This window comes from Limnochorda sp. LNt, assembly GCF_035593265.1.
GTDB classification, from domain to species: domain Bacteria; phylum Bacillota; class Limnochordia; order Limnochordales; family Geochordaceae; genus Geochorda; species Geochorda subterranea.
The window spans coordinates 2,031,619-2,044,334 of record NZ_CP141614.1 but is presented as its reverse complement, the minus strand read 5'-3'; the positions used below and the strand labels follow the sequence as shown (position 1 = coordinate 2,044,334).

10 protein-coding genes and 1 pseudogene are annotated in these 12,716 nt (G+C 66.6%); all 11 read left to right on the top strand.

Annotation, left to right across the window (positions count from 1 at the left end; translation table 11 throughout):
* The first annotated feature begins 730 nt into the window (after nucleotides 1–730).
* Complete coding sequence (locus VLY81_RS09740) at nucleotides 731–961, top strand: DUF433 domain-containing protein (RefSeq protein ID WP_405001247.1); 231 nt, start codon at nucleotides 731–733, stop codon at nucleotides 959–961.
* Nucleotides 958–1,323, top strand: a complete 366-nt coding sequence (locus tag VLY81_RS14740) for a DUF5615 family PIN-like protein (RefSeq protein ID WP_405001246.1) — start codon at nucleotides 958–960, stop codon at nucleotides 1,321–1,323. Before VLY81_RS09740 ends, VLY81_RS14740 begins: the two co-directional genes overlap by 4 nt.
* 247 nt (nucleotides 1,324–1,570) lie before the next feature.
* A complete protein-coding gene (locus tag VLY81_RS09735; protein WP_324667963.1) occupies nucleotides 1,571–1,747 on the top strand; it encodes a hypothetical protein in 177 nt (58 codons plus the stop codon).
* A gap of 49 nt (nucleotides 1,748–1,796) precedes the next feature.
* A complete protein-coding gene (locus VLY81_RS09730) occupies nucleotides 1,797–2,360 on the top strand; it encodes a hypothetical protein (RefSeq protein WP_324667962.1) in 564 nt (187 codons plus the stop codon).
* A 268-nt stretch (nucleotides 2,361–2,628) separates the two neighbouring features.
* Nucleotides 2,629–3,201 carry a methionine adenosyltransferase domain-containing protein gene (locus VLY81_RS14735; RefSeq protein WP_405001245.1) on the top strand — a complete coding sequence of 191 codons (573 nt, stop codon included), beginning with the start codon at nucleotides 2,629–2,631 and terminating at the stop codon, nucleotides 3,199–3,201.
* Between the two features lie 38 nt (nucleotides 3,202–3,239).
* Entirely contained in the window at nucleotides 3,240–4,076 is an 837-nt protein-coding gene (locus VLY81_RS14925; protein WP_491701044.1) for a DUF4747 family protein, read from the top strand.
* On the top strand, nucleotides 4,077–4,691 hold the full coding sequence (locus VLY81_RS09720) for a hypothetical protein (RefSeq protein ID WP_324667960.1): 615 nt from the start codon (nucleotides 4,077–4,079) through the stop codon (nucleotides 4,689–4,691). It begins immediately after the preceding gene.
* Between the two features lie 369 nt (nucleotides 4,692–5,060).
* The gene (locus tag VLY81_RS09715) at nucleotides 5,061–5,366 is read left to right on the top strand and encodes a nucleotidyltransferase family protein (protein WP_324667959.1); all 306 of its coding nucleotides are present in this window, start codon (nucleotides 5,061–5,063) and stop codon (nucleotides 5,364–5,366) included.
* A gap of 60 nt (nucleotides 5,367–5,426) precedes the next feature.
* Nucleotides 5,427–5,570 (top strand): annotated as a pseudogene (locus tag VLY81_RS14730) (HepT-like ribonuclease domain-containing protein); the annotation flags it as partial.
* Between the two features lie 990 nt (nucleotides 5,571–6,560).
* Nucleotides 6,561–7,472, top strand: coding sequence for a hypothetical protein (locus VLY81_RS09710; protein WP_324667958.1), 912 nt, complete (start codon nucleotides 6,561–6,563; stop codon nucleotides 7,470–7,472).
* Between the two features lie 41 nt (nucleotides 7,473–7,513).
* On the top strand, nucleotides 7,514–12,451 hold the full coding sequence (locus VLY81_RS09705; RefSeq protein ID WP_324667957.1) for a DUF3320 domain-containing protein: 4,938 nt from the start codon (nucleotides 7,514–7,516) through the stop codon (nucleotides 12,449–12,451).
* The last annotated feature ends 265 nt before the right edge of the window (nucleotides 12,452–12,716 follow it).

Genomic DNA, 12,716 nt, shown 5'->3' with positions numbered 1-12,716 from the left:
TGACCGTGAGCAGGGTAGGGAAATGGCACAGGCCATCTGCGTCCGCTTCAATGCGGCTGCTCTGGAGTGGGCGATTCGCCTCGCTCGGCTGAGCGAGGAAGGGCTCGCAAGGGCGGCCGGCGCTATGCCGAGTCGAGCTGAACTCGAGGAGGCGGTGCGGAGCTGTGCTTCGGCCCGGCGGCCGTCGGCGGTGGAGGCGCTCTCGAGGCTCGGCCTTCGGGCGGACTACCGCAAGGTCAATAGGTGTGCATCGCGAGAGGCCGCGGGTAGCCTCTACTGCCTACTGAGCGAACTGGCGCTCGCTGTGGGGGGGGACTCGGCCGGATGGAGCGGGGGGCTGGGGAAGGGCGCCCGCCGGCGCGGGGCCACCGCCCGGTGCAAGCAGCGGATGACCCCCGATCGCCTGTTCGATGGCGTGGGTGAGCCGGTCTACCCGTTCGGCCGCTGAGGCGTGAGCGGCGTGGTATACTGGCCCCGGGAAGCGAAGGACGTCGGCCACTCGGGAAAGGGACGCCCCTTGCCGCGCAAGGAACGAAAGGAGCTGGTTCACAAGGAGCTGGAACAGCTTCCTCCTGAGCGGCTTCAGTCCTGGCATTTGTACGGTGGCTGCGCTCCCGAGGGGGGCCTGCCATCGGAGATCCGTGAGTCCACTGGCAAACCTGTGGCGGAGGACGCGTGACCAGGGCGACTCATGTTTCACATGGGGAGCGGTCAACCCGGAGGGATGCCTGTGAAGTTTAGCCGGATTACGGTCGATCCTCGCCAGATGGGCGGGGTACCCTGCATTCGAGGCCTGCGCATCCCGGTCGCTACCGTGGTGGCCATGGTGGCAGACGGGATGTCGGAGCGGGAAATCCTTGAGGCGTATCCCGATCTCGAACCTGAGGACATCCGGGAGGCCCTCCTTTACGCCGCAGAGGCCCTTAAGGAGCGGCAACTTCCCTTGCTACCGGTCCCATGAGGTTCCTTATCGATAACTCGCTGTCCCCACTCGTCGCACAGGGCCTGCAAGAGGCAGGTCATGACGTCGTCCACGTGCGGGATCTGAACATGCACCGAGCCACGGACGAGGAGATCATGGCGCGTGCGTTGCGGGAGCGGCGGGTCGTCGTGGCTGCAGATATAGATTTCGGGACACTCCTGGCGTGGGGTAAAGGTCAGGGCCCTTCTGTCATTCTATTTAGGCGGGTGTCCCAGCGCCGCCCCGATGCTCAGGTACGGCTTCTGTTGGCCAACCTTCCGGCCATTGAGGAATCCCTCGAGAAGGGTAGTATCGTCGTCATTGAAGACGATCGGATGCGAGTCCGTCCCCTTCCTATTTGAGCTCACCAGCCGTCATGGTGTTGAGAGGCGCGTTGCCGGCTCATGAGAGGGTCTCCTTGGCCTTCCGCCGCCCGTGGCTGCTTGCGAGCCCGGGGGGTGCTCGGTATCTATCCATGAGTTTCTGGGGTACGGGGGTACGACTTCGAGTCGGGCGGACGGCGCATCGAGCTCAAGGGGCGCTCCCGGCCTGACGGCCATCGACCTTACCCGAACGCAGTATCAGGCGCTGTCCGACGAGGGCTATTACGTGTACGTCGTGGCCGACGCCCTGCGCCATCCCGTCCTGTACGTGCTGCGCGGGCTGAAACTGCTCGGGTTGCTGCCCGAACCGACCTTCCGGTACGCCGACTGGCGGGGGCTGGCGGAAGATCGCTACGCCTCGCTGGAGGAAAAGGGGCAGGCGGGCTATGCCGAGTCGAGCTGAACTCGAGGAGGCGGTGCGGAGCTGCGCTTCGCAACGGCGGCCGTCGGTGGTGGAAGCGCTGTACGTCCTGAGCCTTTGCGCAGACCAGTGGCTGGCGAAAGCGAACCTGCGTCTTCGGTATGCGCCGGTCGAAGCCGCGGAGAGCTTGAAGGAGGCCGTCGAGGTTCTCGGGCGCATCGGGGCGTTGGGTGCACAAGGCGCTATCGTTTGGGACAAGACCACCGATACCCAGGAACCTTGCCGGGACGTGGTGAGGTGGGCGTGCGAGGGGCATCTGGCCGGGCTTCAGGAAGCCGTGGAAGGGCGATGCGCCGACTTGAGCCGGCCGGGCCGGCAAATCGCGTTTCTTCTCCTTCGGGAAGGGAGCGTGCGAAAGGGGGAGGTATACGACGGAGGCGGCTTTGGCGTGGCTCACCGGATTGTCTTCTCGGAGGACCTCCTGCCGGAGGCCTTCGAGGAACTGATCTCGGTGGGACTTCTCTACAAGGCCTTCGAGGGGAACCGGACGAAGTACGTGGTTCCCGGTTTTGCCCGCCGCGCATGGGAATACAGGCTGGAACAACTCGCGCGGCTTCCTCGCCTCCACCTGGACTGGCCTGGCGGGGGCGGGTGAATACGGCGCGGGCGCGACGGGGCCTGCCGGGGTGGCGGGGCTGATAGCCCGGAACGGCAACGCAGCAAGAGGCGGACAGGCGTCGCAGCGAGGCCAGTCGCTCCGCGGCAAGGGTCGATGCGATCGAGGCGGCAGAGGGCCTTTCGCAGGTCGTGGCAGGAGCTCCCGTCGGAACGGGTCGAGTCGGAGCCCATGGCGTGGGAACTCGTAGCGGCGGGTCTTCAGTTTCTTCCGAGCAGCATCAATTCACGATTTGAGCTCGGTTACAATGGTGGGCCCGTGCGACCACGTCGTTCATGAGGGCCAGTCCTGGCATCGAACATCTGGCGTCGTACCGGCGCTGCGTCAACGGATTCATTCGTGCCGGCCCGGGTTCCGGGAGGCCGAAGCAGGGGTCGCATACGCCATCGGGGTGCCAAGAGCCGTGTCGGTACGGGTCGAGACGTCTGGGACGGAGGTTATTCCCGACGATGTCATCGCCGACGTCGTCGAACGCTTCCTCGACCTGCGGCCGGGGGCGGTCATTCAGCGGCTTGACCTCCAGCAGCCCATCTACCGGCGGCTGGCGGCGTACGGGCATTTCGGGCAGACGGATCTGGATCTGCTGTCTGGGCGGACGGACGTGGCGCTGCTGCGGGCAGCGAGCCTCGGGCAGGATGGGGCCGGCGCAGTAGTAGGCGCAGGCGGGCCGGGCGGCCGAGCACATGATCCCGGGTCGACGCAGCGGGGGCGTCCACGAGGGGTAGCGCGCGAGGTGTCCAGAGGCCTGGACCACCCGGGTGTGGTGAACAGCCGGTTGGCTGGGACCTCATTTCTCCACCTTTTGCCCCGTTCTTCATAAGCCGCCTGGGAGGTGAGCACGTGGCGCGCCAAGGAAAGATGACACTCGTACTCGCGAAGCTGAGCGTCACGACCACGATGTTCGCGCCCAGCCCTCAGCAAGCATTGTCCTACTTGCTCCAGGAATTGCAAGGTGGTACCAGACAGCTGAATCGAGGACGATCCACGTGGATCCTAGCCAACCTTGTTGTTGAAGGTTCCGTAATCTTTGGTACCTTGTATAAAGCCAAAACGAAAGATTTCCCGGTCATTACTCCAGCCGGCCTGGCTCGCACAACCATCGAGAATCTTGCCGAGGAATGGTCCCATTGGGCTCTGGATACCTCCACTGAGCGCATGGTCTTCGAGGATAGGACGCCAAGGATCTCACCTACAAGCTTCTGCGCGACCGTAGGTGCTATGTTCACGCGTGCAATTGAAGGTAGGGGCGCGGGCTTAGTCACGATTCACCCCCTAGGCCGGGAGGAAGAGCTCTTAGGCTTCCTAAGATCCTCGAAACGAGTCATAACGGCTCAGTTCTCTGTGGTGCCCCCCAACGGCCTGGAGGGCGAGCACACATGGGAACGGCTTGTCGCCAAGTTCCAAGAGCTGAACGCCACGTCACACTTTGTGCAGTGGAGAAGCTCTGACCCCGATGGCCTCAACTGGGAACATACTGAAATCGAGGACTACGCAAGATATACGACTAAGGGGTACGGGGTGGCCTCAATCCAGGCCGAGACTCAAGATGGGCATATTGTGCGTTATAAGTCGTCAGACGGCGGTATCAGGCTAACGCTTGAATGCCCGGACTTAGACGTGTTTCAGGAAGTAATGCGCGTTCTGTCGAAAGCCCTTGCCATAAAAGAGGATCCATCATCTCCAGGAGGCGCTTGAATGCCCAACCTGGGTGACTGGTCGCTTTTATCGCTATTCCGCCGGTACCGCGACAAGGAAAGGCTGGTTTCTTTCCAGTTCTGGACCGCCCTCCTAGTTGCCACTGCTATGTACGGGTTACACCCGCGGTTGTCCCAGACCCAGGACTTTTTGCGAGAGTTGCTGCTCGGGACCCTTCAGGTTTCCGCATCCATGCTCGGCATTGTGATCGCCGCGGTGGCTATAGTTCTTGCGTCTGGGTCCACCGTCTTTTTAGCGTCGATGTACGAGTCAGGAACCCTGGATCAGTTACTTTTCGCTTTTTTATGGACGTCACTCAACTGGGTCGCCGCCTTATTGACAGCGGGTCTGGCCTTGGTTGTCGAGAAAGTTCATTCCCAATGGGCTCAGTGGGGCGTAAGCGTTCACTCATTCTTTTTCCTGCATGCGTTGCTTCTGTCGGCACGGCTAGTGGGTACGATAACCCGCTACGGTCTTGCACGGGGCAGGCTGGCTAGTGAGGAACTACGTTTCCAGCGGTCGCGCGAACGTGCACCGGGAATGGAACATGATCCGTCAAGTCCAGCGCCCCACTGTTCAAAGGCGGGTGACTCTTCCTCGGGAGCAAGATCGTGAGAGAGCATGCACAGTGTGTTACGTGTACGGAGGTCCCAGGTCGGGGGCGGGCACGAGTGCGAGGGTGCCAACGGAAGAAAGCCGGCGGCAGCCCGAGCCGTGGCGAACGGCCGGCGCAGGGCCGCAGGCATGACCGGCAAGGAGGGGGATTCCCCCGCCGCGCCGTGAAACGGGCCAGCCGGGTGTGGGACGTGGCGGGCGGCGCTGTCAGCTGCCTTGAGCGTGTTGCGTCTCCATCCCCGACCTCCCCACGTGGATGTCCGCCGCGGCGTGGTATACTGAGCCTGCCATCGAGGTTCCGGGGGCTCGGCGCCGGTTGCGGGTCGCCCTCGGAGGTCACGCGATGGTGAAAAGGAGCGCAACGGGGCAGTGAGCCAGAAGCTGGAACTGGACTTGGAAGCCATCAAGCGGTTGTGTCAGAAGCACGGTATCAGAGAGCTCTCGCTGTTTGGATCCGTCCTGAGGGAGGACTTCGAAAGCGAGAGCGACGTAGACGTGCTGGTCCAATTCGAGCCCGGTGTTGAGACGGGGCTATTGGGCTACTGCCGCGTCCTGGAGGACCTCGAGGCGCTTTTCGGCCGAAGGGTAGACCTGGTCACGCCGGGCGCGCTCAGCCCTTACCTGAAGGATCGCATCCTGGCGTCGAGGCAGGTTCTCTATGTCAGCGGAGCGTGACGACCTGGTCTTGGTCCGGCACATCCTGGATGCCATCAGCAGAATCCAGCGCTATACCGCGATGTGCTCATCTACCACTACTTTGGGGTCGATCTCTCCGTAGTGTGGAAGACCGTCCAGCGGGACCTTCCCCTGCTGCTGTCCGCCCTTAGACCCGTAGTGGGGGGCCCGGAAGCGAGCGGCGAAGGCGAAGGCCGCAGCTAGATTGGCCGGGCCATTGCAGCCGTCAAGGTGCGGGTTGGGCGCGAAGACCGGACCTGGTGGAGGCCGTATCAGTTCATGAGGCGGCGGGATTGCGTGGCCGACGCTCCGTCCGGCTCGTCGAGGTGCTGCGGCCGTACTGGAGCCGCCTCGATCAAGGTTGCAGCGGGGACAAGCGGTCGAAAGGCAAGCCCGGCCGCCGGATTCGAAGGCGAGTCCAGCGCGTCGCCCTGCCGTAGCTGGAGCGCCGCGCGCCGCCGCACGACCGAGATGGCCTTGCCGCCTCGCTCCAACCGACTGCGTTCGGGAGCTCCGAGGCGGCTCGCAATGGCGGGCGATTGACGGCAAGGAGTGGGCGCCGCCTGCGTTTCCTCGACCCCCGGGCGCTCTCATCCCCGGGATGCCCCGGGCGGCTGAACCGAAGCGGCCAACCTGGAGGCGCTGGCCACCTGGCTCGACGCCCTGGCCGACCAGCTCGCCTCGCTCCTGCGCCGCCTCGGCCGGAACGAACCGCCCAGCACCAACCCGAAGATTGGGTTTGGCCTACACCCCGAACTCGCCTCCGCACCACCCGCTGTCGCTACGTTCAGTCGAACGCGGCCCATCGGGACGCGATACGCGCGGCCGCCGCTCACTTCGGGGGAAGACCCGGCTCCCCAGCGCTCGGTGCTGCCGAACCATCCTTCTGGAGGAATGCCACGAGCTTCGACGAACATTGGGGGCGGGCGAAGGTGTGTTCGGCGCATCAAACAGCTCGCACTCATCCACCTCGTCTACCAGGCGCCGTTCACAGGTGCTTTGACCGCTCGCTGGGCGTCATGGCGGGCGTGGGTCAGTGAGATGAGGGGCGCCGAACGAGCGGGCTCCAGCATGGCAGATGCCGTGCAGACGGGGTGGTAAAGGCAGGGGACGCTGCTTTGCAGCGCATCCAGACCGCACCGGTTTCAGGCGCAACCGGGCGAGGTGATCGGATCGATGAAACCGGGCCTCGGGGTGGAGCATCTCGCATCGTACCGGCGGTGGGTCGAGCGCATCCGCGCCTCGTGGCCGACCTTCCTGGAGATTCGGGCGTCGAGGCTGGCCGAGGGGCAGCGGCACCCGGCGGTGGAGAAGGTGACCGAGAACATCGTCGAAGACCTCTTCACGAAAGTGCTGGACTGGTCCCTGGCCGACCTCAACCATCAGGTCGAGGGAGCGGACATCCTGCTCACGAAGCAGGGCATCAAGTACTTGCTCATCGAAACGAAGCGGCCCGGGGCCCTTGCGTGGCACCGGAGGGCCGTCGAGAAAGCCCTCGACCAGGCGCGCCAGTACGCGGCCGAGCAGCGGGTGCGCTGCATTGCGGTCAGCGACGGGTTCATGTTATACGCCGCGGACGGGGTGGGAGGGGGGATGCGGGACCGGGCCTTCGTCTCCCTGGCTCAGCACGAGCCACCCCTGGACCTGTGGTGGCTGAGTGTCCACGGGATCTACCGCGAGCGTCCCGACACCCAAGGGGCCGAACTGCACCTGCTTCCACCCTCGCCCGTCGAGCGCGAGGAGCGGGAAGAGGGGGCTGAGGAGGCGGCGCTGCTTCACCCCAAGTACGGCCTGCCTGCCCGGTGCTTTGCCTACGTGGGCCACGCCGCCCGCCCTGCCACTTGGAAGCTCCCCTACCGCCTCGCCGACGGAAGCGTCGATGAGAAACGCCTACCCAAGGCGATCCAGGCCGTCCTCAGCAACTACCGCGGAGCGAAGGTCTCCGGGATTCCCGAAGCGGATACGCCCATGGTGCTGATCCGGCTCGCCCGGGCGGCCGCCAGTTTGGGGCGCATGCCGTTTCAGACGGCCAGCCCGGCGACCGTCTACCGGCAGCTGCAGGACGCTCTCGAGCAACTAGGAATCCTCGACAAGGTCGTGGGGTAGCCCGTGCATACACGGGGGCGCGGAGGGGCCGTGAAGTACGCATGACGCAGCAGGTGACCGAAGGGGCGACCATCGACCAGCGGGCGATACAGCAGGCCGGGCGGTACATCGCGGAGTGGAAGCGCTCTCTTCTCGACCTGTCGAGGCGAAACCGGCTCATCGATTTCTATAGGGGCTTTGCGACCCGGGTGCAGATCGCGAGCCCGGGGGTCCGTGCCCTCTATGCGGCCCTCGTCGTCGAGGAGAAGCAGCTCGCTTTCCCGTACGTGCGCGGCATCACGATCGAGGACCTCGACCTGGAGGAGACGGTCGAGCCGGGTGTCAGGGTCGTACCTGGCGACCTGGAGCTCGCTCCACCCGTGGCGACCCCGAAGGACGTGCGGGATCTGCACCGCAAGCTCGAACGGCTGCGGCGAAACACGCGGACCGTCTACGAAGAGCAGGGCGTCCACACGCTTTTCCTCGCGCTCGGCATGCTGGAGTGGAAGGAGGCGGAGAGCGCCGAAGAGAAGGTGCACAGCCCGCTCCTGCTGACCCCGGTCCATTTGGACCGCTCCGACCAGCGTTACGTCCTGCGCCCGCACGAAGACGGGCCGGAGGTGAACCCGACCCTCGAGTACCGGCTGCAGCGGGAGTTCGGCATCGCACTGCCGGCTCTTGAGACGAACGGGGAAGCGGCCGACGGTGGCGCCGCCATCCACCAGTTCCTCGGAAAGGTGCGCGAGTCGGTGCGGCCCAAGGGGTGGGCCGTGCTGGAGCAGGCGTGGCTGGCGCAGTTCGCCTTCTACAAGCTCCCGATGTACCGGGACCTGGAAGCGCCCGGCGTCGCCGAGCGGGCCGCGGCGCACCCGGTGGTGGCGGCGCTGTGCGGGCTGCGGGAGCGCTCCGAACTCGCGCCGGTCGACGTCCGCAAGGTCGAGGAGGAGTCGGCCCGGCCCGAGGTCTTCCCCGTGGCGGACGCCGACTCGAGCCAGCTCGAGGTGATGGAACAGGCGCGCCAGGGCCGCACCATGGTGGTACAGGGGCCGCCGGGCACAGGCAAGAGCCAGACCATCCTCAACCTGATCGCGCAGGCGCTGCGGGACGGGCGGAAGGTGCTGTTCGTGAGCGAGAAGCGGGCGGCTCTCGAGGTCGTCTACGCCCGCCTGCAGCGCCTCGGGCTGGCGGACCTGTGTCTGGACCTGCACAGCAGCCGGGCCAGCCGCAAGGCCGTCGTGGAGGAGCTCGAGGCGAGCCTGGCGCAGCTGAAGAACTGGCAGAAGAGGGCCGACGGGGATGCTTTCGAGGAGTACCGGCGGGTCAGGGCTCGGCTCAACCAGTACGTCGAAGAACTCCACAGGCCTCGGGATCGGCAGGGTCGCAGCGCCTTCCAGGTGCACGGGACGCTGGCCCGGCTGCACGAGGTGCCCTTCGTGGACGCTCCGCTCCCGTTCGACCGACCCCTCGAGGTCGAGCGGGACCGGGAGAACGCGGTCTTCGAGCTGGTGCGCCAGGTCGCGAGGCTCGGCGTCTGGGACGAGGAACGCACGCACCCCTGGCGCGAGGCGGCGGCGCCGGAGGACTTCATCCCTATTGCGGAGGCGGTGAACTCCGCGTACGGGGCGCTGAGGCGGGCGACCGAGGGCCTGCTCGGGGTGGCGAACGCGATCTTCGAGTTCACGGGAGAGCGGGTCGAGACGGCGCGGCACCTCGAGGAGCGCCTGGGCCTGCTGCGGTGGCTCGCGAGGATGCCCGATGCGACCATCCAGGCGGCCTGGCTCATGCTTGACGAGGCCGGGCGGCGGGCGATGGTGGGGTTCGCGCAAAGCGTCGAGGAGCATGCCCGCCGGAGAAGGGAGGGTGCGGCCTACCTTCGGGGGGTAGGCGTGAATCCCGGCGGGGAGCCGGGCGAGGAGCCGGACATCGAGGCCGGCGAGGTGAGGGCGCTGCACAGCGTCCTCGAAAAGGCTTCGAAGCGCCCCTGGCTCCGGCGAGTCATGGCCGAATGGAAGGTGCAGCGGCGGCTCGCCCGCCTGATAGGGCGGAAGCTGCGGCGCTCAGAAGCGGTCGGCGTGGTGCGGGCGCTCTTCGCCGTGCAGGAGAGTCGCGCGTGGATCGACGCCCACGCGGGGCGCATCCGCGGCGAGCTCGGCATCGAGCCCGGCACGGACGATTGGAACCCCGAGGCGACCGTGCGCGCCGTGGAGTGGGTCACCGCGACGGTGCAGGCCGGCGGGGGGCACTTGAGCGAGCGCCTGCGCGAACGGCTCGTTCGCGAGGCGCCGCAGGTCATCCGGCGGACGGCGTCCTCGCTGGTCGAAGCGGCCTCGAGGGCGCTGGACGAGTGGCGGTCGGCGGCGAGTGCCGAACCCGTCGTCCGGTGCTTTCCCGAGGGCCTCGGGGGGCGCTCTTTCCGGGAGGTCTCCCTGGACGAACTGCGAGAGAACGCCGCCACGTGGGAACGGGAGGCCGGGCGCCTCCCGGAGTGGCTCGAGCACCGACGGCTGATGCGGAAGGCCGAGGAGGTGGGGCTGTCGGCGTTCTTCGCCGCCTGCCGCACGAAGGGGCTGCCGGCCGGCCGCCTGTCCGATGCGTTCCGCCGGGCCTACTTCGCGCGGTGGTTGAGGGCCGCGTACGGCGAGTCCGAGGTGTTGCGTTCGTTTCCAGGGCATGCCTGGGAGGAGATTCGCCGGAGATTTCAAGAGCTCGACAAGCAGTTGCAGGAGCAGGCCGTGATCGCCACGTTCGAGGCGGTCGCGGCCCGCCTGCCCGACCCGCTGCCGGCCAGCGAGTTGACGGTGCTCGCGCGGGAGGCGCGCAAGAAGCGGCGCCACCTGCCTTTGCGGAAGCTGTTCCCCGTGATCCCGAAGCTGCTGCTGGCCGTGAAGCCGTGCCTCATGATGAGCCCGCTGTCCGTGGCCACTTATCTGCCGAGGGAGCTGTTCCGGTTCGACCTGGTCATTTTCGACGAGGCGTCGCAGCTCCCGCCGGGCGATGCCGTCGGCGTGTTGCTGCGGGGCGAGCAGGCGGTGATCTTCGGCGACAACAAGCAACTGCCGCCGACGGATTTCTTCCGGGCGCACGCGGAGGGCGAGGAGGAAGAGCCGGACGCCCAGGACTACGAGAGCATTCTCGACATCGCGAGCGTCTACTTCCCCGGGCCCATGCTCAAGTGGCACTACCGCAGTCGGGACGAGCGCCTCATCGCGTTCTCCAACAGGTACTTCTACGGGCGCCAGCTCATCACGTTCCCGGCTCCCGGGACCGACGGCGTCGAGACCGGGGTTTCCTTCGTGCACGTGCCGGACGGCGTCTTTGGCAAGGGCGGGTCTCGCACCAACCGGGTCGAGGCCGAGCGGGTCGCCCAACTCGTGCTCGAGCACTGCCGGAGGACGAGCGGGTTGTCGCTGGGGGTCATCACCATGAGCATCGAGCAGCGGGACGCCGTCGAGGAGGCGCTGCGCAGGCTGCTGAGGGCGCACCCGGAGGTGAAGTTGCCCGACAAAGAGGAGTTCTTCGTGAAGAACCTGGAGACGGTTCAGGGGGACGAGCGCGACGTCATCATCTTGAGCGTGGGATACGGGCCTTCTGAGCCAGGCGGGACGCCTTCGCTCAACTTCGGCCCGCTCAACCGCATGGGGGGCGACCGGCGGCTGAACGTCGCCATCACCCGGGCGCGCTACCGGATGATCGTGGTCTCGTCGATGACGCCGGAGCAGCTGGCGGGCGTCGTCGGCCAGGCGCGCTGGGACGGGCCGAAGATGCTGGCGGGGTATCTGCGCTATGCGAAGCAGGGCGGGGTCAACGCAGACGTATCGGGCACGGGGCAGCCGGAGAGCGAGTTCGAGGAGGCCGTGCGGGACGCGCTGGTGGGGCGGGGGTATGAGGTAGATTGCCAGGTCGGGGTGTCGGGCTATCGCATGGACCTGGCCGTGAGGGACCCCGATGTGCCCGGGCGCTACATCGTCGGCATCGAGTGCGACGGGGCCACCTACCACTCGGCGCGAACGGCTCGAGACCGTGACCGCATCCGGCAGGTGGCCCTCGAGAACCTGGGGTGGAAGATCCTGCGGGTCTGGTCGACGGAGTGGATTCGCGACCCCGCCCGGGCGACCGAGCGCCTCGTCGAGGCTATCGAGCGGGTGCGCGCGGGCGAGGGGCGGGCCGACGGCCACGACCGGCGGCCGCTCGTACGGTTGCAAGGCGCGCCCGAGGGCTCGGAGCCGGTCCGCTTGGGCGCGCCGCCGGTGGCCGCGTCGTACGAAGAGGTTGCGCTGGCCGCGGCGAGCGATGGGCGGGCGGTGGCAGCGAACGATGAGACTTCGCAGCGAGACGTCAGGCGGAGCGGCGATACAGGCGGCGCGCCGAGCCGCGATGATGCTGGCGGATGGAGCGGCGATGCGGCCCGACAGGCGGGCGGCGCGTCTGATTTCGTGGTCCAGTTGCTAGCTTACCGGGTGTACCGGGGCGGCCGGGAGCTGATCCGGGCCTCCGCCGTCGTGGATGAACACCCCGACGTCCTGGCGGAGCTGACCCGCCAGGTCGTGGAGGTCGAGGCACCTGTCCACGTGGAGCAGCTCTACGAGCGGCTGCGCGGCCTTTACGGGCATTCGAGGGCCGGCAAGCGGATCCGGGAAGCCCTGTCCCGAGGCGTCTCCCGGGCGGTCAGGCGGGGATGGGTAAGGAAACAGGGGGATTTCCTATGGAGAGCGGACCAGGAGCCTTCGGGCGTTCGGCCCCGGGGGCCTGGTGAGGCAGCGCGGCCGCCCGAGCACATCTGTGCGGAGGAGTGGGAGGCCGCAGTACTCGAGGTGCTGAGCCAGCTCGGAGCCACCGAACGGTCTCGGGCCGCTCGGGCCGTCGCCTCGGCTGTGCTCGGGTATAGCCGGATTTCGGCCCGGGCTCGCGAGCACGTCATGGAGGCTATCGACCGCCTCGTCGCCAGGGGCGAGCTCCTCGACCTCCATGGCGTGCTGCACGTGCGACAGCCACGGCGTTGAGGGAAGGGGGGGCCGCGATGTCCGAGGATGCGGTGGGGGACCTCCCCGTTCCCTCTGGCAGATGTCCACCTCTTCAGCGTATAGCCGTGCTGCCCGGTGCATACGCTGGGACGCAAGGGTTGCCAGAGGGTATCACGTGATGCATAATAAGGGTGCCAAGAGACATTGTGGGCCAGCTCGGTCCAAGAGCCATCGAGAAAACAACGAAAAGTGTGATCGGACCATGAAGGCGACACTTCCGACTCGCCCCAAGTTGGATTGGACG